The sequence below is a fragment of the Thermococcus sp. SY098 genome (assembly GCF_035621495.1).
Taxonomy (GTDB): domain Archaea; phylum Methanobacteriota_B; class Thermococci; order Thermococcales; family Thermococcaceae; genus Thermococcus_B.
On the sequence record NZ_CP141821.1, the window covers coordinates 1,675,532 to 1,701,031 of the forward strand.

Annotated in this window: 21 protein-coding genes; 17 read left to right on the top strand and 4 right to left on the bottom strand. The window is 42.8% G+C overall.

What is annotated here, in order from left to right; translation table 11 throughout:
* The first annotated feature begins 48 nt into the window (after positions 1–48).
* From VFC49_RS09390 to VFC49_RS09400, 3 genes are all read left to right on the top strand, one after another.
* The gene (locus tag VFC49_RS09390; RefSeq protein WP_324735345.1) at positions 49–1,116 is read left to right on the top strand and encodes a DUF1464 family protein; all 1,068 of its coding nucleotides are present in this window, start codon (positions 49–51) and stop codon (positions 1,114–1,116) included.
* A gap of 53 nt (positions 1,117–1,169) precedes the next feature.
* Entirely contained in the window at positions 1,170–2,495 is a 1,326-nt protein-coding gene (cdr, locus tag VFC49_RS09395) for a CoA-disulfide reductase (protein ID WP_324735346.1), read from the top strand.
* Between the two features lie 119 nt (positions 2,496–2,614).
* On the top strand, positions 2,615–3,364 hold the full coding sequence (locus tag VFC49_RS09400; RefSeq protein WP_324735347.1) for a hypothetical protein: 750 nt from the start codon (positions 2,615–2,617) through the stop codon (positions 3,362–3,364).
* Here VFC49_RS09400 and VFC49_RS09405 read toward each other — a convergent pair.
* Complete coding sequence (locus VFC49_RS09405) at positions 3,338–4,591, bottom strand: MFS transporter (RefSeq protein ID WP_324735348.1); 1,254 nt, start codon at positions 4,589–4,591, stop codon at positions 3,338–3,340. The genes VFC49_RS09400 and VFC49_RS09405 overlap by 27 nt on opposite strands.
* 244 nt (positions 4,592–4,835) lie before the next feature.
* Between VFC49_RS09405 and tsaA the strand changes: the two genes are divergently transcribed.
* The 7 genes from tsaA (at position 4,836) to VFC49_RS09440 (ending at position 11,630) form a co-directional block, all read left to right on the top strand.
* A complete protein-coding gene (gene tsaA, locus VFC49_RS09410) occupies positions 4,836–5,330 on the top strand; it encodes a tRNA (N6-threonylcarbamoyladenosine(37)-N6)-methyltransferase TrmO (RefSeq protein ID WP_324735349.1) in 495 nt (164 codons plus the stop codon).
* Positions 5,331–5,814: 484 nt separating this feature from the next.
* Positions 5,815–6,210, top strand: coding sequence for a NifB/NifX family molybdenum-iron cluster-binding protein (locus VFC49_RS09415; RefSeq protein WP_324735350.1), 396 nt, complete (start codon positions 5,815–5,817; stop codon positions 6,208–6,210).
* 93 nt (positions 6,211–6,303) lie between these two features.
* A complete protein-coding gene (locus tag VFC49_RS09420) occupies positions 6,304–7,254 on the top strand; it encodes a radical SAM protein (RefSeq protein WP_324735351.1) in 951 nt (316 codons plus the stop codon).
* Positions 7,255–7,374: 120 nt separating this feature from the next.
* Entirely contained in the window at positions 7,375–8,073 is a 699-nt protein-coding gene (locus VFC49_RS09425; protein ID WP_420719615.1) for a potassium channel family protein, read from the top strand.
* Between the two features lie 2 nt (positions 8,074–8,075).
* Positions 8,076–9,524, top strand: a complete 1,449-nt coding sequence (locus VFC49_RS09430; protein ID WP_324735352.1) for a potassium channel family protein — start codon at positions 8,076–8,078, stop codon at positions 9,522–9,524.
* A 4-nt stretch (positions 9,525–9,528) separates the two neighbouring features.
* Positions 9,529–10,656, top strand: a complete 1,128-nt coding sequence (locus VFC49_RS09435; protein ID WP_324735353.1) for an ATP-NAD kinase family protein — start codon at positions 9,529–9,531, stop codon at positions 10,654–10,656.
* Positions 10,657–10,727: 71 nt separating this feature from the next.
* Positions 10,728–11,630 (top strand): hypothetical protein, encoded by a 903-nt coding sequence (locus VFC49_RS09440; protein WP_324735354.1) that lies wholly within the window; start codon positions 10,728–10,730, stop codon positions 11,628–11,630.
* A gap of 64 nt (positions 11,631–11,694) precedes the next feature.
* Here the strand turns inward: VFC49_RS09440 and hypD are convergent, their stop codons facing one another.
* Positions 11,695–12,807 (bottom strand): hydrogenase formation protein HypD, encoded by a 1,113-nt coding sequence (gene hypD / locus VFC49_RS09445; protein ID WP_324736716.1) that lies wholly within the window; start codon positions 12,805–12,807, stop codon positions 11,695–11,697.
* Between the two features lie 2 nt (positions 12,808–12,809).
* Positions 12,810–13,034, bottom strand: a complete 225-nt coding sequence (locus tag VFC49_RS09450) for a HypC/HybG/HupF family hydrogenase formation chaperone (RefSeq protein ID WP_013468467.1) — start codon at positions 13,032–13,034, stop codon at positions 12,810–12,812.
* Positions 13,035–13,267: 233 nt separating this feature from the next.
* On the opposite strand from VFC49_RS09450, the gene VFC49_RS09455 reads away from it, so the two are divergent.
* Genes VFC49_RS09455 through VFC49_RS09485 form a run of 7 tightly spaced genes read left to right on the top strand, consistent with a single transcriptional unit; the run spans position 13,268 to position 24,728 of the window.
* Positions 13,268–15,403 carry an ABC transporter substrate-binding protein gene (locus VFC49_RS09455; protein WP_324735355.1) on the top strand — a complete coding sequence of 712 codons (2,136 nt, stop codon included), beginning with the start codon at positions 13,268–13,270 and terminating at the stop codon, positions 15,401–15,403.
* Between the two features lie 2 nt (positions 15,404–15,405).
* The gene (locus VFC49_RS09460) at positions 15,406–16,452 is read left to right on the top strand and encodes an iron ABC transporter permease (protein WP_324735357.1); all 1,047 of its coding nucleotides are present in this window, start codon (positions 15,406–15,408) and stop codon (positions 16,450–16,452) included.
* On the top strand, positions 16,445–17,215 hold the full coding sequence (locus tag VFC49_RS09465; RefSeq protein ID WP_324735359.1) for an ABC transporter ATP-binding protein: 771 nt from the start codon (positions 16,445–16,447) through the stop codon (positions 17,213–17,215). The genes VFC49_RS09460 and VFC49_RS09465 overlap by 8 nt, the downstream gene beginning before the upstream one ends.
* A gap of 2 nt (positions 17,216–17,217) precedes the next feature.
* Positions 17,218–18,162, top strand: a complete 945-nt coding sequence (locus tag VFC49_RS09470; protein ID WP_324735360.1) for a hypothetical protein — start codon at positions 17,218–17,220, stop codon at positions 18,160–18,162.
* Positions 18,159–21,917, top strand: coding sequence for a cobaltochelatase subunit CobN (locus VFC49_RS09475; protein ID WP_324735361.1), 3,759 nt, complete (start codon positions 18,159–18,161; stop codon positions 21,915–21,917). Before VFC49_RS09470 ends, VFC49_RS09475 begins: the two co-directional genes overlap by 4 nt.
* On the top strand, positions 21,893–23,809 hold the full coding sequence (locus VFC49_RS09480; protein WP_324735362.1) for a VWA domain-containing protein: 1,917 nt from the start codon (positions 21,893–21,895) through the stop codon (positions 23,807–23,809). Before VFC49_RS09475 ends, VFC49_RS09480 begins: the two co-directional genes overlap by 25 nt.
* 4 nt (positions 23,810–23,813) lie before the next feature.
* Positions 23,814–24,728 (top strand): hypothetical protein, encoded by a 915-nt coding sequence (locus VFC49_RS09485; RefSeq protein WP_324735363.1) that lies wholly within the window; start codon positions 23,814–23,816, stop codon positions 24,726–24,728.
* On the opposite strand, the gene VFC49_RS09490 is transcribed toward VFC49_RS09485, so the two are convergent.
* Positions 24,725–25,489, bottom strand: coding sequence for an NAD+ synthase (locus tag VFC49_RS09490; RefSeq protein ID WP_324735364.1), 765 nt, complete (start codon positions 25,487–25,489; stop codon positions 24,725–24,727). The genes VFC49_RS09485 and VFC49_RS09490 overlap by 4 nt on opposite strands.
* Positions 25,490–25,500 lie beyond the last annotated feature (11 nt).

Sequence of the window (25,500 nt, forward strand, 5' to 3'; positions counted from 1 at the left end):
TCACAACGTTTATAATCTCTGCACTTTCTCTTTTTCTTGGGTGATAAAATGAGGGTTATAGGCGTTGATCCTGGAACAAGGAGCTTTGATATTATTGGTCTCAAGGATGGAAAGATAAAGCTTGACTTAAGCTTTCCAAGCGAAGTCGTTGCCGAAGAACCGAGTAAAATTGTAAAAGCCATTGAAGGATTCAATGCCGATCTTATAATTGGCCCTTCCGGCTATGGAATTCCGCTGAAGCACATCAGAGAGCTAACTGAGAGAGATAGATTTGAGATGACGCTCGTTAGAGAAGAAGAGATGAAGCAAATCCCTGTTTTAATTGGCCTTCAGAAGATGGTCAACGAGATGAAAGAAAAAGATATGAATGTTTGGTTTATTCCCGGGATAATACACCTCCCAACGGTGCCCGAATTTAGGAAATACAATAAGATTGACATGGGAACTGCGGATAAAATGGCGATAACTGTTTTGGCGATCTACGATCAGGCTAAGCGCCTGGGCATTTCCTATGAAGAGGTTTCATTCGCCCTGCTTGAGGTTGGCTTTGGCTACAACTTCGCTGGGGCGGTTGACAGAGGAAAGATAGTCGATGGAATTGGCGGGACTATCTTCCCTGGGCCAGCATTTGTCAACAGCGGTGCTCTGGACGGGGAAGTTGCCTATCTGGTTGGTGAGATAAAGAAGTGGCATCTCTTCTACGGAGGAGCTTCAATAATAGCAGCTGGTGAGGTTTTGTCTCCAGAGGAGTTCGCCAAGCGCTTGGATGAAGAAAGCTTTGCAAAAGCATGGGAGGCGATGAAAGACGGCTTTGTAAAAGCCATAGCGAGTGAATTAGCGGTTATTGAAAAGCCGAAGGAGATAATTCTCTCTGGAAGACTCATGCGCATCAGAGAGCTCAGAGAAGACGTTAAAGATCTCTTCGAGGAAAAGTTTGGTTTGCCTGTGGTTAAGCAGAGAGGTTTGGAAGGAAAAGCCAAGGAAGCTGCCCAGGGAAGTGCAATAATCGGCGATGGTCTCTTGGGAGGTCAGTTTAAGGATTTAATCGAACATGTTGAGATTAGAAAAGCCAGAGGAAGCGTTTTAGATTATGTTAAGTTTCCTCTGGACCTTTAACTTTTCTTAACCTTTTTAAACCTTTGGTTTTGAACCTTTGGCGGTGAAGAAAAATGAGTAGGAGAGTTGTTATCATCGGCGGTGGAGCTGCTGGAATGAGTGCCGCTTCAAGGGTCAAGCGTTTAAATCCTGAGTGGGATGTTAAAGTCTTTGAGGCAACTGAGTGGGTAAGTCATGCCCCTTGTGGAGTTCCTTACGTTGTTGAAGGAATTTCCCCAAAAGAGAAGCTGATGCACTACCCCCCAGAATTCTTCAGAAAGAAGAGAGGAATTGATCTGCACTTAAATGCTAAAGTTGTGGAAGTTGAGCAAGGACAAGTCAGGGTTCAGGAAAAAGATGGTGAGCATAAATATGAATGGGACTACTTGGTTTTTGCTAACGGAGCTTCACCAAAACTTCCACCAATTGAAGGGGTTGACTTAAAAGGAGTTTTTACGGCAGATTTGCCCCCCGATGCAGTTGCGATAAGGGAGTATATGCAGGAATACGATGTTAAAGATGTTGTTGTGATTGGAACTGGATACATAGCACTTGAAATGGCTGAGGCGTTTGTAGCTCAAGGAAAGAATGTAACGCTTATTGGGAGGAGTGAGAGGGTTCTAAGAAAAAGTTACGATAAGGAGATCACAGACATAGTCGAGGCAAAGCTTAGGGAGCACCTTAACTTACGTTTGCAAGAGCTGACAATTAGAATCGATGGGAAAGAAAGGGTTGAAAAAGTCGTTACTGATGCAAATGAGTACAAAGCTGATTTAGTTGTGATAGCAACGGGAATAAAGCCAAACATTGAGCTGGCAAGGCAGCTTGGCGTTAGAATTGGAGAAACTGGCGCAATATGGACCAATGAAAAGATGCAGACAAGCGTTGAGAATGTTTATGCAGCTGGAGATGTTGCCGAGACAAAGCACATAATCACTGGGAGGAGGGTCTGGGTTCCTTTAGCTCCTCCAGGAAATAAGATGGGGTATGTTGCCGGTAGCAACATAGCAGGAAAAGAAATTCGTTTTCCTGGTGTATTGGGAACTTCAATAACGAAGTTCATGGACTTGGAAATCGGGAAGACGGGTTTAACTGAAAGCGAGGCATTGAAAGAGGGCTATGAGGTTAAAACAGCATTCATTGAAGCAAGAACAAAGCCACACTACTACCCTGGTGGGAAGAAAATCTGGCTCAAGGCAGTAGCGGATAAAGAAACCAATAGGCTCTTAGGACTACAGGCAGTTGGTTCAGATGTATTGCCAAGAATTGATGCATTTTCAGTAGCTCTACAAGCCGGCTTCACTGTGAAAGATATGTTCTTTGCCGATTTGGCATACGCTCCCCCATTTGCACCAGTGTGGGATCCACTGATCGTGCTGGCAAGGGTTTTGAAGTTCTGACTTACCATTTTCACTTTTTATGGATTTTCTGATTTCTATCCAATAAATTTTATTGTGAAAATTTTTCTCATCGAAAGATTTTTCAGATAGAAGCTTATACGTTCGATGGGGTGGATATCTTGAAATCCAAGGTTGCAGAGAGAGAATTCCCCTTCCACTGGCAGTTCCTTAATGAAGTTCTGAAAAACCCTCAGCTTGTTGTTAGATATTTTCCGTACTTTGATAACACAGAAGTGCGGGATGGGAAACTCTATGTAAAATTTAAAGTTCCTAAATTCCTTTTTAATTTTGGATTTGAATTTAAGCTTGAGGCTGGATTTGAAGAGAATAAGTGCATTTATACATTTAAGGGTGATAAGGGCATTTTAACGATTACGTTTGAGTGTTTGGACAACAAGCTTAGAGTGGAAGCAAGCTGGTCGGGATTTGGGGAATTCATGATGGGTAAGAACCTTGAAATATTTGCAAACGGCATAGCTGACTCTATTAAAAGCTTTTGCCAGAGCCAAGCAAGAGTTTATGAAAAATGCGAGATATGTAAAATTGGAGAAAAAATCAAAGCTCATGTCAGAGATTTAATACCCTCAACTTTACCCTCCCTCCTGATGAGGCTGTATCTATCAAGTGGTAGTACCCGTATTGAAATTGAAGGAAAAGCGTTAGATAAGAGAGATACATTTAGGGCATATATAAAAGATGGAAAGCTGGTTCACTTTACATTCTCTTCAGAAGAGGGTGCAATTGCCCTTGATATGAACATTGATTTAAAAGAGCTTGAAAAGGAAATAGAGGTCTTTGAGGATATTCCCCTTTCAGGCGAGTTTGAAATTACAGCGTTTCCCTCAGATTTCAAGCTTCCTAAGGCTTAATAGACTCAAGAGAGCGAAGAGTGAAGATGCTCCAAAGTTTGCTGTAAATCCGCCAGCGTAAACTAAAAATCCGCTTAAAAAGCTTCCTATTATATATCCGAGTGAGTTGATTAAGTTAAATGTCCCCATCGCCGTTCCTTTTTCTCTTTCGCCAGCAAGTTTTCCAACAATTGAGGTTGAGGAGATGCTTATGAATGACCATGAATAACCAGCAAGGAAGTATGAAAGAAATGCTAATGGAAGGAGATACGGGAGCATAAATGTTCCCATGAGGATGGTCGCAATCCCAATCAGCCTCAAGGTTATACCCTCTTTTAAAACCTTCAGCTTGTCTCTGTTTTCAAGCATCAATCCAACCTTTAAGTACATAAAGGCTGAAACTGAAGAGTTGAGTATTGCAGCCAAATAAATATATCTTCTTTCAAGACCATTTTCTGCCAACAATACTGGAAACTGGGAAAAATACATTCCGACAGATATCCAGAATAAGAATGATGCAAAGTAAAACTTCCCAAATTTTGGCTTCCTGAGATTTATGTGCAGCATGAATGTTGGCACATAGCGTATTTTTTCAACTACATAGTTGCCGAAAATTCTGATGCTCTTTCTATTCACATAAATTGGAATCTCCCTAATTGTTTTGGCTCCCCAGATTAATGATGGAATATTGAGGAGGGCAAAGAGTAGCAAGAGCTGCCTTATTGTGAGGTATTGAGATAAGACGAATCCCAGACCAAGCCCAAAAACCCATGCCCAGCCGCTTATTTCATTGAACTTTCCTATTCCATAATCCCAGCTGTGCTTCCTAACACTTCTGAGAACGAGGACGATTGGAACGGAAAGTGTTGAGGCCAAGAAAAAGGAGTAAACGGCATTGAGTATGATGAATTCAGCTGGGCTGTTTGCAAATGAGAGGGCTGTTAGGAATATGCTCACACTGAAGAATCCGAACAGAATGAATATCTTCCTCCTCAAAGTTCTATCACTCAGCTTCCCCCAGAACAAGCTGCCAATCATTGAAGATAGGCTTGCAAGAGAGTTCATTATTCCGACCATCTGAGCATTTCCACCAAGCTGAAGGAGGTATAAAGGCATTAGGATTGAGCTTCCACCGGTTGAAATCTTAAAAGGTATAAACGAATAAAACCACTTAGGAACCTTTGATATTCCATAATACCTATGAGAGACCTTCTTTGCATGCATTGTGGCGTTTATTCTTTGACTCATTTCAGACCACCACGAGGCTGGTGAAGAGCAGGTTTTGGTTTATAAAGGTTGCTGAAGAGAAGAGGGCTTTGATGAACACCAATATTCATTTCCTTGCTGGGAAATAAAGAAGAAGGAGCTTTAAAAGAGGAACTGGCTATTTTCTTGCTGTAATCTCATCATTGGATTCGACTAAAGTATCAAAACTTCAATCAGAAGTAGTTATAAAAAGTTGTTGGATTAAAGATTGAAAGGGGTGGAACTATTGAAAAGTAACGTGATATGCTATAAACCCATTGGCATTATTCACACTCCATTTAAAGAGCCAAGAGGAATTCCAATACAGCCTTCTGCAGCAAGAGGAATTGAAGGGAAGGTAGAAGTCTTCCCAGAATATGTCCAAGGTTTGAAAGACCTTGAGGGATTTTCGCATGTAATTTTAATTTACCACTTTCATCTGGCAAAACCCGGCAGTTTGTTGGTCAAGCCTTATATGGACGATGAGTATCATGGAGTCTTTGCCACTAGAGCCCCAAGTAGACCCAACCCAATAGGTCTCTCTATAGTGAGGCTTGTCAAAGTTAAAGGGAATATACTTCACGTTAAAGATGTCGATATAGTGGATAGAACGCCTCTCTTAGATATCAAACCTTATGTCCCGGATTTCGACGTTAGAGAGGTTGAAAGAATAGGCTGGCTTGAAAACAATATTCATAAACTTTCAAAGGCGAAGGATGATGGGAGATTTATACTAGAGTAAATAAATTGAAAATCTTCAAAAACAAAAAAGAAGGCTCAATAATATCAACTTGGTGTCCTATATGGCCAGCATGCTCTTATGCTCTTCTACCATAAATCTATCCAGGCATTTGCCGAGGTGGAAGCCAACTGAATGGGACCGTTTCCAGGCCAAGGCTTCCACCAATACCCCCTAACCTCACGGCATCATCATTACATCCAAGGAGCATTCCTTAGAATGAAAAATTGATAAGCGGGATCAAAACATTCGTTAAGGGATGATAAAATAAGCTTCAAGCTTAGAATGTGAGTGTCGCCTCTTTGCAAAGTTAGGGATTTCTCTGCCGATATCTTTGATGGATACTATTCACACATATATTGGCTTTACCTTCTTTGGGCTCTCGGTTGTGCATATTGCCCTCAACTGGTCTGCAATGAAAAGCTACTTCCGCAGGCTTATGCAATAAGTTTATATTTCATTAGGTTTACCTAATTTCGGTGAGGAGATGAGGAAGCTTAGGATAGCGTTTGGGATGGAAAATGAGGGAAAGCTGACAGATGGTCACTATGGGGACTCAGAGTTCTTCTTAATATACGAAATCTTAGAAAATGGGACTGCAAAGCTCTTGGAAAAGAGATCAAACAGAGCTAAGAAGATGGAGGAGCATGAGAGTGAGCACGGTGATCTGAGGAAGTTTAGGGCTATCATTGAACAACTAAAGGATGTTGATGTGCTGGCGGCGTTCAGAATGGGCCCTAACTTCTTGAGAATCAGAGACCAGAGCAATAAAGTTGCATTCTTTACGAATACGAGGGATCTAAATTTAGCACTTCAAAGAGTTATTGAAAGCTTTGAAGAGCTTTGGAAGCAAGTTGAAGAGAAGAAGTCAAAGCATGCTTGAATTTTCAGTTTTACTTTTTTGTTTTGTTCAACTTCATAAATCTATTCGAAATCTTTATACACCATTAGGTTTACCTAATTTTGGTGAAAGTCAATGATAGCATTTGGTCCCGTTCCATCTCGCAGATTGGGAAAAAGCTTAGGCATAAACAACATTCCAGATAAAGTATGCTCATATGCTTGTGTTTACTGCCAAATTGGGAGAACAATTAAGATGGAAGTTGAAAGGAGGGCATTTTATAACCCAGAGCTGATCTTCAAGGAAGCTAAAGAAAAAGTTGAGAAAGCCAGAGCAAAAGGAGAGCGCGTTGATTATATCACATTTGTTCCAGATGGTGAACCGACTTTGGATATTAACCTTGGAAAGGAAGCTGAGCTATTGAAAGAACTTGGAATCCCTTTGGCAATTTTAACGAACTCTTCCCTAATCTGGAGGAAAGATGTTAGGGAGGATTTATTGAAGTTTGATTTTGTCTCTCTAAAGCTTGATGCTGTAAGTGAGCAACTGTGGAGAAAAATTGACAGATCTCATAAAAGCTTAAAGCTCGATGAAGTCCTTGATGGAATGCTCAAATTTAGAAAAGAGTTCAAAGGAAAACTCGTAACAGAGACTATGCTCATCGATGGAGTTAATTATGGAGACGAATTTGAGAAGATTGCTGAGTTTCTGAAGAAGCTTGAACCAGATATAGCTTACATAGCTATTCCAACGAGACCCCCAGCGGAAAGGTGGGTTAAGCCAGCTAATGAGGAGACGATAAACAGAGCGTTTCAGATTTTTGCTAAGGCTTTAGGAAGTGATAGAATAGAGTATCTCATTGGCTATGAGGGAAATGCATTTGCTTTTACGGGAAATGTTGAGGAGGATTTACTGAGCATAACGGCTGTCCACCCGATGAGAGAAGATGCCGTTGAAGACTTTCTTAAAAAGGCCAATGCAGAGTGGAGCATTGTTGAGAAGCTTTTGATAGAAGGAAAGCTTATTGAGCTTGAATATGAAGGCAGAAAGTTTTACATGAGGAAGCTCAAGAGCAGAAATCTTTAATTATGTTCTATCTGAGATACATAATCTGGAAGGTGATGTCCCCTGATAGCCCTCATATCATTCCTATTAGTTATCCTCATTTCAATCATAATTGTTAGAATTGGAACGGTTGCATTAGAGATGACTGGGCTCTCAAGAGATGTTGCGGCTTTTCAGGCTCAGTCTGCTTTTTCTGGAACAGGTTTTACAACGTCTGAGTCGGAATATGTGGTTTCGCATCCAATACGAAGAAAGATAATCAGAATTCTAATTTTTCTGGGCAGTGCAGGAATAACTTCAGCTATAGCTACTCTTGTGTTGACATTCATTGGCAAAAGTGCTGAAGAGGTTAAGCAGAATTTTGTCGTACTTTTGAGCGGTTTACTGATTCTGTACTTTTTTGTGAGATCTAAATGGATAGATAAAATGATGAGAAAGGTGATTCGGAGACTTCTTAATAGATTCTTTCCTTCACTTAAAATCTATGACTACAATCAGCTTCTGGGTATAAGTCGAGGGTACTCAATTGGTCAGATAAAAGTTAGAAAAAGTAGCTGGCTTGCAAATAAAACTTTAAGGGAACTTCAATTGGATAAAGAAGGTGTTCTCGTTCTTGGAATTTACAGAAAAGTAGGAGAAAAAGAGGTTTATCTTGGTGCTCCAAGCGGTGATACAAAGATTCTCCCTGGAGATTTGGTTGTCCTTTATGGACCAGAGGATGTCATATTGAACCTCTCAAAGAGGGTCAAAGGAATCAGGGGTAAGATTGAGCATGAAGAGGCAGTCGAAAAAGCTAAGATTAGGGCAATGCAAGAAGAAATGGAGCTTAAGGGTGAGTAATGATGTGTGAATATGTATATGAGAATGGTCAGAAGTGCAGGACAAAGCCTCTTAAAGGTTCCAATTTCTGCTCACTACATATTCCTTATGAGGAGGGCGAGCTCTTATACGGGGAGAAAATCAAAGAGATAAAGAAAAAAGCTTTTCTCAAGAAGATAAGAAGGGGGATTACATATTTTGAGGGAGTTTATCTCTATGATGTTCGGATTTCAGACCTTAAAATTGAGCAGACGATAGTCTTTAAGAATTCAAAAATAAAAACCCTCATAGTAGATAGCTCAGAAATTGGAGGGCTCACAATTTATGGATCATCAATCGAGAGAATAATCATAGTTAAAACAGCTTTAAAAACTCTTATGATAACCAGATCAAACATATTCGGGTTTAATGCCCTTGAAGTGAACTTTTCAGGTTCTATTTATCTTAAAAACAGCGAAATCAGGTACATCATGATGAACTCATTTCACTATACCAAAGGTGAGGAGAAGCCAAGTGAAGAAGAATATGGGGAAAGGAGCAAGGCTTACGGCAGGATTGAGCTGACAAATTTAAGTGGTGTGAGAAGGATTGGAATTAATTCGAGATATCCCCTTTTAAGGCAAATTCTTGAGGAGCATGGTATTAAGGTTAGCGATATCTCAAGAAAGCACGCCAAGGCTGAGATACTTGCTATAAGCGGGGTTCAGTTCGATGAAAATCCAAGATTTAAGCGACAGGTCAGGATTTTACTCAGAGCATTCAACGGACAGCTTTTAATGGAAAATCTTGAAATCCCTGGCCATGTTCAGGTAACCCAGAGCAGAATTAAGCTACCGGAGTTTGTGCACGTTAAAATTTTGAATAACATAATTTTTAGGAAGGTTCGCTTCTACAGTGATACCACTTGGAATCTGACTGTTCTGCCAAATCTTGTGGCAGAGCTGGATGTGGAAGGCTTTATGCTTTTGGAAGACTGCCAGTTTAATAATCCTTACATTGAAGAAATCTTTTACAGATTGGCGAGAACCTCATGGGAAAGGGGAGGGGATAAGGACAAAGCAGACGAATACTATTACAAGGAAATGGTTGCGAAAAGGAAACAGCGAATGACTGCGTATAAGAGAGGAAAGAGGAAAATTTTTCTGATCGAACCCTATGTAGAGTGGCTTTTAGCAGACCTTACATGCAAATATGGGACCACTTGGAAGAGGCCAATTGTAATCTGGGTTATCACTGTGAATATAATATTCCCGATACTCTTCTACATTACAAAAAGTGTTGAGGGAAGTGGAGTTCCTTTGAAGTCTTTTTTGGATTATGTGTACTTCAGCATAGTCACTGCAACGACACTTGGTTATGGAGATTTGCATCCGGTTGGAATTGGAAGAGTTCTGGCTTCTGGTGAGGCTATATTTGGAATGTTCATGTGGGCAGTGCTGTTAACAGTTTTCGCCAGGAAGTACATGAGGTGAAAAAATGAGGGTAGGCTTAATAATCAACCCAATAGCTGGAATGGGAGGAAAAGTTGCCCTAAAAGGCACGGATGGAGTTGTTGAGGAAGCGATAAGAAGAGGGGCTGAGCCGATAGCACTAGATTTGGTTAAGCTCTTTTTAAGTGAGCTTTCACATTATGATGAATCTAAGGACATAGAATTCTTCACAGGCCCTAAAGAGCTTGGTGAATACGCCCTCAGAGGATTTAATTTTTCTTATCAAGTCCTTAAGCACAGAGAAATTGATTATAAGGAGATTTTTGGAGTTAGGATTCCTGATACCACGAGTGAAGACACAAAAACCTTAGCAAAGTTGATGGCAGATAAGGTTGATATTTTGGTTTTTGCAGGAGGAGATGGAACTGCGAGGGATGTATATTCGGCAGTTAATAGGAAAGTTCCAATCCTTGGAATTCCAACAGGAGTAAAAATGTTCTCCGGAGTTTTTGCTTCATCTCCAGAAGATGCTGCTAAGCTGTTAATTGAATTCCTTAAAGGAAATGCTCAAATTGTTGAGCGTGAAATTTTAGATTTGGATGAAGATTCATATAGAAAAGATGAAGTAAGAGTAAGGCTTTACGGCACTGCATTAACCCCCTATCTTGAAACCTTAGTTCAAGGCTCCAAAGAGCCAACAACCGTTGATGAAAGTGAAGAGCTCGAAGCTTTGGCTGAAGCTATCGTTGAAGAGCTGGAAGATGGAATTTACTTTCTGGGAGCAGGTTCGACAGTAAAAACGATAAAAGACAAGCTTGGCATTGATGGAACTCTCTTGGGAGTTGACATCGTTGAAATTAAAGACGGGAGGGTTAGGCTTTTAGTCAAAGATGCCCAAGAAAAGGATTTGCTGAAGTTCATTAACAGAAATCCGAAAATAATTGTTACAGTTGTGGGAGGAGTTAATTTCCTCTTTGGAAGGGGCAATCAGCAGTTTTCTTCGGATGTTCTTAGACATATTCCAAAAGAGAACATCATTGTTGTTGCAGCTCCATCAAAAGTTGAAAAGCCGATAAGAGTGTATACGGGTGACAAAGAAGTCGACAAAATGCTTAAGGGTTACATCAGGGTAAAGATAGGCCCGTGGAGAGATAGAATCGTGAAGGTCATTTAGCCTTCTATTTAAAGACGAGTGTACCAATATCCGTTTATACATGGAGCGCTTAGTTAAAAATGGTGGTCTGTGTGAAATACAGCAAACTTGCTATTGAAGTCCTTAAGGGGGCGGAGCAGGTAATCTATTATGATCCGGTTTATCACGGCAGAACACTGAAGATATTTGGCATTGATAATGATCCAACAAAAATAGTGAAGTACTTGGCAGATAAATACCTTGAAAAGGATTATGGAATAGTAATCTTTGATACTACAGGTGATTACCCAAAGGAAGGCTTTGAGAGCATAATAAAAATTAAAGATGGAAAACCCACTGGTCTTGACCCAATAAAAATGGCTAAGGAAGGAATAATAGACGATCCATATACGGCGGTAACAATAGTTCAAACAATCTATGAGCTGGACAGGAGTCTAACGGAAAAGCTTTATGCTGATGTTCTGTTTGGCAAAATTGAAAGCGTCCCTCAGGCAGCTTCATCTGAAGAGAAATATGCAGAGGTTATTAAAGAAAGTTATACCTCTCTTGATGAGGCTTTCTTTCAGGGAAGCACTCCCAATTTTGGAAATTCCATTCTTGTGGATCTCAGTGATGCACACAGCATCACAATTGTTGGCATGGCGTTTCTCATTGTTGCGGCAGTTGTGCGGAAAAGGAGGCACATTTTCATAGGTCTGGATGACGCGGCGGTGCTAAGCTATACTCCAGCCGGAAGCGCTGCTATCCCCCTTCTAACTCAGCCAATGAGAGGAAGGGTAACGGCACTGGCAACAAGATATACGGTTGAGTCAATCCTCAACATCTCAGGGCCAACACTTGTGCTGTATACTGATCCTGACATACAAAGCTTGATTTATGAGTCAAATGGCGTTCCTCCAGGGGCTATGAGAAAGAGGGTACTTAAAGGAGAAGGGGCTTTTATCTGGAGAACTCCAGAGACCATAAATGTCGAAGAAGGTGAGCTTCTGATTTAATTTTTCTTTTTTTCTTTTCTTGCCGAATTTCAAAGAGGAAAATACTAAAATAAAGTACAAGAGGTCAGAACAAGGCGCCATATTTATAGAAGATGTGACATGTTCCCTCATATGAAACCATACATGGCCCAACTGGATTCCTTGGAGTACAAGTCTTTCCGAAATGAGGACAGTCGGGAGGTAGTGCCAATCCCCTGAGTATAACTCCGCAAAGGCATCCCTTCTCCAAGTCAGGCAGCTTAGGAACTTCGGCGTCATAATAGCTTCTTATCTCCAGGTTTCTGTATTCGTCTTTAAGCTCAAGCCCGCTCTTTGGAATCACTCCTAAAGCTCTCCATTTTGCATCAACGACTTTAAAGAACTTGTTTATCAGCTTCTGAGCCTCAACATTTCCCTCATATTTTACGACTCTTGTATATTCGTTCTCTATTTTTACCTCTCCTCTCCTTATCATTCTCAGGAGCATTAAGATTCCTATCAGCACATCAACGGGTTCAAAGCCAGCAATAACTTGGGGGATTCCATACTCTGTTGTGATGTACTCCCAGCCTTTGACACCTATTATTGTAGATACATGTCCTGGATCAATTAATCCGTCAAAGGCTGTACCTTGTCTAACTAACACTTCAACAGCGGGAGGTGTTAATCGGTGGACGGAATAAATCTTAAAGTTCTCCACATCTTCTTCGACGACTGCATTAAGCATTCCAGCAGCTGGAGCAGTTGTGGTCTCAAAACCCGGAGAGAAATGAACAACCAACCTGTCTGGATTGTTTTTGGCAATCTTATACGCATCATAAATTGAATAGACTATTCTGACGTCATATCCCTCACTTCTTAAGTCGGCAAAACTTCCTCTTGGCGTGGGGATTTTATACATGTCACCAAATGTCGTTAGAATTATTCTCTCCCCTTCTTCATATGCTTTCCTCATTATCTCCTGCATTTTCACAATATCCTCAACGGGGGTTATGCAGACAGGACAGCCAGGCCCGCTGACGATTTTAACGTTTTCTGGCAAAAGTGAGCGGATTCCGCTCCTTGTTACCGTATCTTCATGGGTTCCGCAGACGTGCATGATTTTAACTACCCTTCCTATTTTTTCAGCCTCCCTATGAATGAGCCTTGTTATCTTTTGAGCGAATTCTTTGTCTCTAAAAACGCTAAAGGCTTCCATCTTCATTCCTCCATGGCTTTTAGAACTTCTTCCCATGCTTGCAGAATTTCTTTTGCGGTTTTATCATCCAGTTTTTCTATTGCAAAGCCCGTGTGCACAATCACATAATCGCCAACTTCAACGTTTGGGAGCAAATCTAAACGAGCCTCTCTCTTTACACCACCGAAATCAACGATTGCAACTTTCCCTTTGATTTCAAGAACCTTAGCCGGAACTGCCAGACACATAACTTTCACCCATTTTCTGTTTGGTAAAGGAGTTTATAGATGTTTTTGAAACTTTGTGTTTAAAACCAATAACACCATGTCTGCGAATATTGTTGGATTCGGTGACAATTCTCCTCTTTCTTTGAACCTTTGGTTAAACACCGTCTGTTTTAAAAAGCGTTAAAAATTGCCATTTTAATTCTCATTTGATAATACGAAATCTAAAATCAGTAGCACAAATGGTGGTGAAATTTATGAAGAGTAGCAAAAAAGTTTTGGCTTTGCTTGTGCTGTCAGTTTTAGTTTTTAGCATTTTCAGTGCTGGCTGTATAAATCAGGGTCATCAGACAGAGACAACAAGCAAGGTTACAGCTAAATCTTCTCCCACCCAAAGCATCCAGGAGCAGAAGCCTGAAACAACTACAAGCAAAGCCAAATATCCAATAACGCTTACAGACTTTGCTGGGAGAACCGTAACAATAGAAAAGCCACCTGAGAGAGTTATTGTTCTAACAAGCTACTGGGCTGAAATTTTGTGTATCCTTGGGGTTCAAGATAGGATTGTGGGTATTGGAAAGTACATCCCTTACGATCCATACATTCCAGAAGATGTTAAAAAGAAGCCTGTTGTTGGAAGCAGCTTCAAAGGGTTGAACTGGGAAACTGTTGCAAGCTTGAATCCGGATTTGATAATCGTGGACTGGTATGGGGGCAAATACAAAGACGCTGAGACGATTAAGAAAGCTGAAGAGCTCGGGATACCTGTTATAGCCCTGAGTGCAAAAAGTGTTGAAGATAATATTAAGGTTGTTGAGATTTTAGGAAAAGTTTTCGGAAAAGAAGAGAAGGCTGAAGAACTTGCAAGCTGGATGAAGGAAAAGCTGGATGAAGTTAACAAAATAACCAGTCAGATTCCAGCAGACAAGAAAAAGAACGTTCTTCTTATAAGTGCTCCGAAAGATATAGGTGGTCCAATCACCGTCTATGCAAAGGGAAGCGCATGGGCAAGCATCGTTGAGCTCGTCGGCGCTCACAACTTGGCTTTTGACAAGAATTTTGACACCCAGTGGCCAAAGCTTGACTTGGAGAAGATAATAGCTTACTGGGGAGACAAAGCCGATGTTATAATCGTAACCTCCTTCAGCCAGGATAAGCTTGAGAAAGCAGTTAACGACATTAAAAATGATCCCAGATGGAGGGAGATTAAAGCTGTAAAAGAAGGCCATGTTTATGGCATCTTGGCTGGCTCTAAAGCCTTCTTAGACTGGGGGCCGAGAATAATAGTGGGTGTATATCAGCTGGGCGGATTAATTTACCCCGAGTATTATCCAGAGTGGAAGCCAATAGCAAAAGAGCTGCTTGAGACCTTTTATGGGGTTAAATACGAGGCCTCAATAAGTGTCATGGACTCAATGGGGAGAAAGGTAACCTTCGAGAAAGTTCCAGAGAGGGTAGTTGTCCTGAGCAGTTACTGGGCGGAGGTTATGTACTGCTTGGGAGTTGCAGACAAGATAGTGGGGATTGATAAGTACACACCATATGATCAGTTTTTGCCCGAAAGCATTAGAGAAAAGCCTAAAGTAGGCTCAACGTACAGCGGTATAAACTGGGAGACCGTTGCAAGCCTAAATCCAGAATTGATAATCATGGGGCGATGGAAGGGAAGCTTCACTTCGGGGGAGCAGGATGTTATTGAGAAATCAAAAGAGCTCGGCTTCAAAGTTCTGGCATTTGGGATTCCTGACTCCAATGTGACAGGAACAAAGATGCCCTACGAAAACATCAGGATAATAAGAGTCCTTGGAAAAGTTTTTGACAGAGAGAGAAAAGCCGAAGAGCTTGCAAGCTTCTTGGAGAAGTACTACAACAAAGCTTTGGACATAGCAAGCAAGATACCACCAGATAAGAAGAAAAACGTTTTGATAGTCTATGGCTCATCGATAGCTGGGAAGTATGCTACTGGAGCGATAAGCATATCTTATAAGGGCTCAGCATATGCTGAAACCGCTGAGCTCATTGGAGCGCACAATGTTGCATTCGACTACAACTTCTCAACTCAGTATCCAAAGCTCGACCTGGAGAAGCTCATAGCGTACTTTGGAGATAAGACAGATGTTCTGATAGTGGTTGACTGGGATGCAGAAAGGCTCAATGAAGCTGTGGAAAAGATAAAGAGCGATCCAGCATGGCAGGAAATCAAAGCTGTCAAAGAAGGGAACGTCGTTGGAATATTGGTGAGCTCATGGAGAAAAGACGCTGTAGCGTTATATGGGCCGAGATTCATCACCGGAATCTATGCCTTTGGACACGCAATTTACCCAGAATATTACCCAGACTGGAAGCCGATATACAAAGAGCTCCTCAAGAGGTTCTACGGCATGGAGGGCTGATTATGAAAAGGCTCCTCTTCCTTTTTCTTTTAGTTTCCCCAATTTTTGCGTTCTTCATAAGCTTATGCATTGGGGCTTATCATATTCCTCTCTCTGCCATCGTGGATATGGTGGTATTAAAGACCCTTCAGCTCATCTCGGGAATTTTGGCTAAAATAACTTTTGGAAGGATTGATTTCGCTGTTCAAATTCCCTATCCAAGCGTTTATCAGACCATTCTTTTCAAAATAAGGCTCCCAAGGGTTATCTTGGCGATGATTGTTGGGTCTGCTTTAGCCCTCTCTGGAGCAGTCTTGCAGGCGATATTTAGAAACCCCTTAGTTAACAGCTATATCTTAGGAATCTCAGCGGGAGCAGCTTTTGGTGCCGCTTTGGCTATAGGGCTTTCCCTAAGCTTAGGTGTAACTCCCTTGGCATTTGTCTTTGCTATACTCGCTGTGTTCTTGACAACTTCTCTGGCCAAAATTGGGGGAAGAATAACCCCTGTTTCGCTCGTTCTTGCTGGAGTAATTGTTAATGCATTCTTTTCAGCCTTGACTTCCCTGTTGAAGTTTTTGATGGAGCATGAAAAGCTGGCGAGCGTTGTTTACTGGCTCATGGGGAGCTTTGCAGATGCTGAGTGGCATTCAGTCAAAGTTGCATTCCCTGTAATCTTTCTTGGATGTGCGTTGATTTATATGATGCGCTGGCAGCTGAACGTTCTATCCTTTGGAGAAGAGGCTAAAATCGTTGGAGTTGAAACTGAAAAGCTGAAGTTTGCCTTTATCATAATAATCTCCCTCATAACCGCTGTTTCAGTTGCTTTCTGCGGGATAATTGGATGGGTAGGGTTGATGGTTCCGCACATCGTCAGAATGGCATTCGGGCCAGACCACAAAACACTGATACCCCTAACAATAACTGTGGGAGCTTCATTCATGGTTTTAGCAGACACACTGGCTCGCTCGGTAACGACCTATGAAATTCCAATTGGTATATTGACGACAATCCTTGGAATTCCATTCTTTGCCTATCTGCTAAGAAAGACGGGCGGTGGTTGGAATGCTTGAAGTCAAGGGCTTATCATTCAGCTACGGTGATTTCAGCGTTGAGGATGTCTGCTTTGAGGTGAGAGAAGGCGAGATTTTAACGCTACTCGGTCCAAATGGTAGCGGGAAAACAACAATTTTAAAGAACATTTACGGGTTGCTGAAGCCAAAGAAAAAGTGCGTCTTTGTGGATGGTAAAGACTTTCACTCACTCTCTTTAAAGGAAAGGGCTAAGTTAGCTGGTTATGTCCCTCAGTCTCACCACCCTCCTTTCCCCTACACCGTTCTGGACGTCGTGGTTGTGGGCTTAGCCTCTCAGCTTGGAGTTTTCGAGAGCCCAAGGGAAGAGCACTATCAGAAGGCTTTAGAGAAGCTCAAGCTCATAGGAATGGAGCGCTTTAAGGATAAGCCCTACACACAGCTGAGCGGAGGTCAGCTGCAGCTTGTCCTCATAGCAAGGGCCCTCGTGCAGGAACCGAAAGTCCTCCTCCTGGATGAGCCAACCGCTCACTTGGATTTCAAGAACCAGGTAAAAGTGCTTGGAATAGTGAAGAGGTTGGCGAAGGAGGAAAGCATCTCTGCAGTTATGACGCTCCATGACCCGAATTTAGCCTCACTTTATTCAGACAGGATTGCCCTTGTTAAAGAAGGCAGAATCAAAGCTCTTGGAAAGCCGAGCCAAATCCTAAGGGAGGAGGTTCTTGAAGAAGTGTACGGCGTTCCGATATGTATCCTCGAATTCAATGGGTTTAGGCTCATCCTCCCAAAAATGGAGGGGATCTAAAGGTGGAACTGCTGATAACTTCAGCTGCAATTGCGTTCAGTTTTCTAAAACGCTCTGTCCCCGGGCTGCTTATTGGAATATTTATAGCTGAGCTTCTAATTGAGAAGGGCATAGTGGAGAAAGTATCATTCATTAGCAAGCCATTTATCAAGCTCTCAAACCTACCGGCAGAGTGTGCATTAACCTTTGCAACAGCTTTTTTGAACACGAGAGCCGCTAATGCTATGCTTGTGGACTTTTATAGGGGAGGCAAAATTGGAAAGAGGGAGCTCTACATAGCCTCGCTCATGAACGCTTTCCCTGCAATGGTCAGGCACTGGAATTCTCTAATTCCCGTTCTCCTGGCCACACTCGGAAAGCTCGGCTTGCTCTACTTTGGAATTCTGGTTTTCATAGGACTAATCCAGACAACGGTTTTTGCAGTGGCTGGGAAGATTTTGATCAAAAATCCAAGAAAAATGAGCAATCCTCAAAAGCAGATGAGGAAGAAAAAGCCCTTTAAGGATGTTCTGAAGAACGCTTTGGCAAAAACAAAGAAAACTTCAATCCCAATTCTGAAGACTATGGTTATAGTGACCTACATAACGGCTCTGCTCATAGCGGTTGGATTTTTCAATCATCTAAGTGACCTTGTGAGGAACTTTGCAGAGTTCTTACCATTTTCGCCAGAGGAGCTGAGTGTGGCCCTAAGTGCAATGGCTGGTAGCGTAGCAGCGTATACCCTTGGTGCAAACCTGTTAAAAGCTGGTTTAATAAGCGAAAAAGCTCTAATAAGGGCTCTTCTTCTCGGTTCGATTTTCGCAAATATAACCTTCCTGAGGGTGTTGGTTCCCTATTATGTCGGCCTTTATGGTCCAAGAGATGGAACAAAGCTCATGCTCATCTCAATGACAACGAGGAGCGTGATTATATTGTGTATTATCGCCGCTATGGGGGTGGTGCTGTGATATGTTTGATCATAGGTTATGGGGCAAGGGCATTGCCTTTGCTTCAGGAAATCCTTAGAGAAGAAAGAATAGAGGGCATTGTGCTCACTGACCAGAACTGTGAGAGGGAGCTGGATAAGGTAGAGAGGGCTGAGGTAATCTTCATCTACGCCCATGAGCTTCCTGAAATAGTGGAGGAGAAAATTAGAGAGAGCAAAGCTAAAGTCATCGCATGTGCAGGACTGGAAAGCCTGACCAACGTTCCAGAGGAAATCCTAATCAAAGCGAAGACATATTATGTCCTTGGAGGCGAGAAGAATCTTAGAAATCTGATCAGATTTTTGGCAAGCTTAACTGGGGAGGCAATTGAATACGAAGAACCGGAAGAAGTTCCCATGCACGGCGTCTATCACCCCGAGCTCGGTCTCTTTGAAAGTCTTGATGAATACCTGGAGGTTTACAAAAGGAGGCCCCTAATTGGAGTTCTCTTCTGGAGGAGTGCCTGGCTTTATAAGGAATTTAAACCAATTGGAGAGCTCATCAAAGCCCTTGAAGAAGAGGGCTTCGGTGTAATTCCAGTGTTTACCTATGGGAAAGACTCGACGACAGGACTTGGGAGAGAGAAGAGCGAGGCCCTTGAGGAGTTCTTCATGAAGGGTGGGAAGCCAATTATAGATGCCCTCGTGAGCCTAATCTCCTTCGGCACGGTCGATTTAAAGAATCTGGAAAAGCTCAACGTTCCAGTTTTTGCTCCGATAAGATCTTACTACCAGTCCCTTGAAGAGTGGGAGAAGAGCGAACAAGGCGTTGACTATATGACTCAGGTTTATGGAGTGATAATTCCAGAAGTTGCGGGAACAATTGAGCCAATTTTCATAGCTGGGACCAGAAATATTGAAGGCTACAAGGTTGGAGAACCTTACGAAGAGCACATGAAATATTTAGCCAAAAGAGTAAAGAAGTGGATCGAGCTCAGGAAGAAGCCAAAAAGCGAAGTTAAAATTGCTATAGTCCTAATAAATCCTCCATGTAAAGGGCTTGAGGCGAACATCGGCGTTGGACTTGGTTTAGATGTTCCGGAGAGCATCGTTAGACTTCTGCACAGGCTTAAAGAGGAAGGCTACTACGTTGGCGAAGATTTGCCAAAGAATGGAGAGGAGCTTATAAAGTTGATTCTGGAGAAAAAAGCGATAAGCGAGTTCAGATGGACAAGCGTTGAGGAAATAGTCAAAAGCGGCGGAGCGGTTGACTTTGTAGGCTTGGAGGAGTATCTGGAGTGGTTCAACGAGCTTCCGGAGGACTTGAGGGAGAGAATCATCAAGGACTGGGGAAAGCCAGAGGATGTCTTAGCCGGGAAAGTGGACAAAGCATTGGTTGGGATGGTCTACGAAGGGAGATTTGTCGTTCCCGGGATATGCTTTGGAAACGTCTTCATAACCCCTCAGCCAAAGTTTGGCTGTGCTGGAGCGAGGTGCGACGGAAAGGTTTGTAGAATTCTGCACGATCCAACGATAGTCCCACCGCACCAGTGGTGGGCTGTTTACAGGTGGATAACGAGGAAATTCATGGCTGATGTAATGATACACTTCGGAACCCACGGCTACCTTGAGTTTAGGCCAGGAAAAGGCGTTGGGCTTTCTCCTTCATGTGTTCCTGAGGCAAGCTTAGATGACGTTCCGCACTTATACGTTTATGCAGTCTCCAACCCAATGGAAGGTGTTATTGCTAAGAGAAGAGGTTACGCAACGTTGATAGACCACGTGTATCCCCCAATGGGGATGGCAGAGGTTTTGGATGATTTGGATTCCCTCCTAACCCAGTATGCGAAGGCAAAGAGCCTGGGGGATGAAGCGAGGAGGAAGAAAATTTATGAGCAGATTCTGGAGAAAGCTAAGGAAAACAAGCTGAGAATAGCAAATCCAGAAGATGAGGAGCAGACGATAGAGGAAGTACATCGCTATATTGAGCTGATGAGGAATTCTCAAATAAACCTCGGCCTTCACGTCTTTGGACATCCACCAAAAGAGCCCGAGACATTGGCGGAATACGTTGCCACTGCGATGGCATACGATTCCTACGCTTCCCCTTCGATTAGAAGGGTTATAGCTGAAGCAATAGGCCTGGACTATAACGAGATAAGAAAGAACCCCTTGGGAACCACAAACGGCTTCACGAACAGAGAACTGCTGGAGATCTTCCACAAGATAGCGGTTAAAAGCTTAGAGCGTCTGCTTAGGGGAGAAAGCTTTGAAGTTGTCGAAGAAGAGATTGGAAAGTTCGGATTCAAAGTTAAGGAGAGAGAAAAGCTTGAAGAAACGTTTGGAAAAGCCCTTGAAGTTGCCAAAAAGATAGCTGAATGTGAAAAAGAATACGACGGCTTCTTGAAGGGACTGAAGGGAGAATACGTTGAACCCGGCCCCTCGGGCGCGATAACGAGAGGGAAGTTCGAGATTTTACCGACGGGGAGGAACTTCTATGCCGTCGACCCAAGGACTCTACCGACCAAAGCGGCATGGCAGATAGGGGTTGAAACTGCTGAAAAACTTTTGAAAGCTTACAAAGAAAAGCACGGGAGATATCCGGAGAGTGTTGGGCAAGTTCTCTGGAGCATAGACGGTTATAAAGCGGATGGGGAGCAGATAGCTCAAATCCTCTATTTGATTGGAGTTAGGCCGGTTTGGAAAGGAGATGTAGTTGCTGGACTCGAAGTAATTCCCTTAGAAGAGCTCGGAAGACCAAGGATTGATGTTCTGGTCAGAATAAGCGGAATCGTGAGGGATACCTTGCCAAACTACATCTACCTAATTGACGAGGCCATAGAGAAAGTTGTCATGCTGGACGAGCCCCCGGAGATGAACTACATCAAAAAGCACTACATTGAGCACATTAAAAAGCTCATTGAGCTCGGAAAGAGCTTTGAGGAAGCGCAGAGGTTTGCGAGGTTTAGAGTCTTTTCAGCCCCACCTGGTGCCTACGGTGCCGGAGTGAATTTAGCGGTTGAATCATCGGGCTGGAGGAGTGACGAGGACTTGGCCAAGGTGTGGATTCAGTGGAGCGGCTACGCCTACGGAAAGGATACCTTTGGCGTTGAAGCATATGACTCGCTGGTCTTGAACTTGAAAGAGGTGGACGTGATTAACAGGAACCACATAAGCGATGAGCACGACCCGACGAACTGCTGCTGCTATTTTGCCCATCACGGGGGCTTTAAGACGGCCGTTGATGCCTTAACAGGCAAGAACGTTGAAGTGGTTCAGACGGACACAAGGGACATAAGCGATGCCAAAATAGTTGACATGAAAGTTGAGCTTGAAAGGGTCGTTAGGACAAAGCTCCTCAATGATAGGTGGATTGAGGAAATGAAGAAGCACGGCTACAGAGGGGCGAGCGAGTTCTCAAAGAAGATTCTTCACTTGTACGGCTGGGAGGCAACGACGAAGCTCGTTGAAGATTGGGTTTTTGACGAGATAGCACAAAAGTACGTTTTGAATGAAGAAATGAGGAGATGGTTCGAGGAGCACAACCCCTACGCCATCGAGGAAATTGCAAGACGTTTGATTGAAGCTTATGAGCGCGGCTTGTGGAAGACAACTGATGGATTAATTGAAAAGCTCATGGAGGTTTATTCCGAGATTGAGGGAATTTTGGAGGAGAGCCTTGGTGAAGGGGAAGTTCAAGGTGGGACAATTGAAATCTACACAGCTGAGGATGACGAACACTGGAATGAAAAGATTGAGGAGGTGGATAAAATATGGAGCCTCGTGAAAAACGCTTAGTCTTCCCATTCTCTGCAATAGTCGGGCAGGAAAAGGCTAAATTAGCTTTACTTTGTGTAGCCGTTAATCCGCTCATTGGTGGTGTTCTGCTTAAAGGAGATAAGGGGACGGGAAAATCAACCTTAGTTAGGGCTTTGGCCAACGTTTTGCCAGAAATTGAGGTCGTTGATGGCTGTCCCTTCAACTGCAATCCGAGGAATCCCCTGGAGATGTGCGACAGCTGTTATGAGAGGTATGAGCGGGGAGAAGAGTTGCCAGTAGCGAAGAGGAAGATGCGCATTGTGGACCTGCCCTTAAGCGTTACAATAGACAGGCTTGTTGGAACCGTTGATGTAGAGCGCTTTTTGAAGGAGGGCAGAAAAGCTCTGCAGCCCGGAATACTCGCGGAGGCGAACAGGAACGTGCTCTACATCGATGAAGTGAACCTCTTGGATGACTACATAGCTGATTCACTCTTGGATGCTGCGGCAATGGGATGGAACACGATAGAGAGAGAAGGAATTTCCTTTAGGCATCCTGCTCGCTTTATCCTGGTTGGAAGCATGAACCCTGAGGAAGGTGAGCTTAGACCTCAAATCCTTGACAGATTTGGTTTGTGCGTTGAAGTTTCAGCACCAATGAATCCCGAGGAGAGAATAGAGATAGTTAGGAGAGTTGAAGAGTTTCATGAAGACCCGATAAGCTTCTATAAGAAGTTTGAGAGCGAAGAGAATAAGCTCACGGAGAGAATCGTTAAGGCAAGGGAGATTTTGCCGAAGGTCGAGATAAGCGACGATCTGCTGAAGCTTTTGGCTGAAACTGTCATTAATTTGGGAATTAAAACCAACAGGGCTGAGATAGCCACGATAAAAACAGCCAAAGCAATAGCCGCCCTGAACGGAAGGAGAAGGGTCTCACTGGAAGACTTAGAGAAGGCTATGGAATTGGCTCTACCTCACCGTCTGAGGGATAAGCCCTTCCAAAAGCCACCTCAGATGAAGCCTCCAAAGCCTAAAGATGATAAGGAGCACAATCATGACCACAAACACAACCATAGGCATGAGCACAAGAAGGAAGAAAAAAGTGGTGGAGAGTCTCGAAGTCAAGGGACTGGAAATTTAGAGCAAAATTTTCGTCCAAGCGAAGCTGAAATCCCAAGGATAGAGAGCAAAAACTTTGATGGAAGCGAATTCACGGGATACCGCTCTTCAAGAGACGTCAGCGTTACAGTGATAAACTTCCCCAAAGGCGTTCCAGTTTCTTATCTTCCGCCGACCAACGGCAAAATTAAAGACGTTGATTTTTACAACTCTCTGGTCTGGGCAGTCTTAAATGGAAAAAAGCCGCCAATAAAGCTTGATTTAAAGGACGTTCGTGTTAGGGTTAGGAAGGCAAAGGCACCAACGCTCTGGGTTCTCCTTTTGGATTCGAGCGGAAGTATGGCTGTGCAGAAGAGAATCAGCATTGCGAAGGGAATAGCGGAGAAATTGGTTGAGAACGGGTACACAAAGCGGTCAAAGGTAGCTTTGATAGTCGCAAAAGACAATCAGGCGGAAATCTTCGTCCCGCCTACTAAGAACTACTGGGAAGTACTTGAGAAAATAGAGAGCGTTCCAACTGGAGGGAGAACGCCTTTGAGTTCGGCCCTCTATAATCTTCTTCTGCTTGCTGAACGTGAGAGGAGAAAAGACAAGTCTCTAAAAGTTAGGGCATTCTTGATAACTGACGGAAAGGCGAATGTGTCGCTCTTTGGAAAGCGAATTAAGGATGAGATCATTGAGCTGGCAAAAGCTCTGAGGAAAAAGGGAATAGAACTTAATATCTACGACACACGGGGCAGGGGGATAAATCCAGGAATTTCGTATGTTCCAGTTTTGAAGGAAGTTGCAAACGCCAAAGTTTACAGGGCGTGAGAGCTTGGACTTTTTAAAGCTCTACATAATTTCGATGGCCTCAATTACTTTTGGGTATATTTTAGCCGAGACTCTAAGTGAGACTAACCTGATAAAGCTCATTGGGGCTAAAACTTCCAAGATAGCAAAGCTTGGCATTCACCCGGCTCTGACGCCAGTTCCAGCGTTGTATTTGGTTAGTCCAAGAGTTGCCCATGCAAATGCCTCTGCCTTGTTGAAAGAAGGGTTAATTGAGCCAATTGACCTTTACATAGCTATCCTTGCTTCAAATCTCTCGTTGAGAGTTATGTATATTTATCGCTATTATTTACCTGTGCTTCTACCTCTCTTAGGGATCGTAATGCTTTATTTCATTGGTCTGAGGATTCTCTTTGATTTTCTTCTTGTTTTTGTAGTTTTGATGATTGGACATAAGAGATACAGGGGTGTAAAAGTCAACGGCGAGAATAACAAAATTAAGCTTAACTTTTCAAGGAAAGCTTTCAAAAAGGGGTTAATCAAGGGATTAACAGCCTCACTAAACTTTGCTTTAAGGTTTACGCCTCTTTTCCTCTTGGTTGTCTTTATGCTTAAGTTGGGTATCTCAGATAAGATAGCCCTTGCTCTGTCTCCCATACTTGAAAAGCTTGGTTTAGACTCTTTGGGTATTACTTACATTACAACCGCCATCTTCAGCCCGAGGGCTGCTTATGGAATAGCCAAAGTGATGCTGAGTTACAATTACCCAATGCAAAAAGTCTTAGGGTGCATGTTCCTTGGGAATGGGCTGTTTGTTCTTCTCAATGAAAGCTGGGTTAGGATTTTGCCATTTTATTCTGGGCTCTATCCGAGGGAAGTGACTTTGAGGCTCCTATTTCTTCAAGCTGGATTATCTTCTCTTTACAACATCTTTTTGGCAATTGTTCTACTTAAACTCTAAAATTCTGGTCCTATTGGTAGTCTTCTCTTGTGTTCGGTTTTCTTTATTAAATTCTCAACGTATTCGATTTTTTCAATTGGAATATTCAACTCCTCGGCAATTTTCTCCTTGGGCATCTTCAAATCAACTAATCTGTAAAGAATCTCATCCAAGAGCCTGTAGCTTATGCCGAGTTCATCCTCATCCGTCTGCCCAATCCAGAGCCCAGCAGTGGGCTTCTTCTTAATGATCTTCTCCGGAACACCCAACCTCTTGGCAATCTCCCAGACTTCCGTTTTGTAGAGGTTTATCAGTGGAGCATAATCACTTGCACCATCACCCCACTTAGTATAATAACCCGTCAAAAGCTCACTCTTATTGCTTGTTCCCAAGACGAGGAGGTTGTACTGGTTTGCATGAGCGTAGAGCAAAATCATCCTTGCTCTCACCATTATGTTGCCTTTAGTAATTTTGTTCGGCTCGAAGTCAAGACTTTTTTCAAAAGCATCAACAATTGGCTTGATGTTGATGATCTTATAGTTAATTCCAAGAGTTTCACAGACTAATTTCGCATCTTCCACATCCTGATTCTCGTAGTATGGCATTATCAAGCCAAGAACTTTCTCCTTTCCCAAAGCCTTCACCGCAAGAAAAGCAGTAGTAGCACTATCAACACCACCACTAACACCAACCACTACACCCTCTACCTTGGCTTCATCAACCTTCTCCCGAATAAAAGAAACTAGCTTTGTAATTACCTCATCATAGTCAAGTTGTCTCATTGTAATCACCT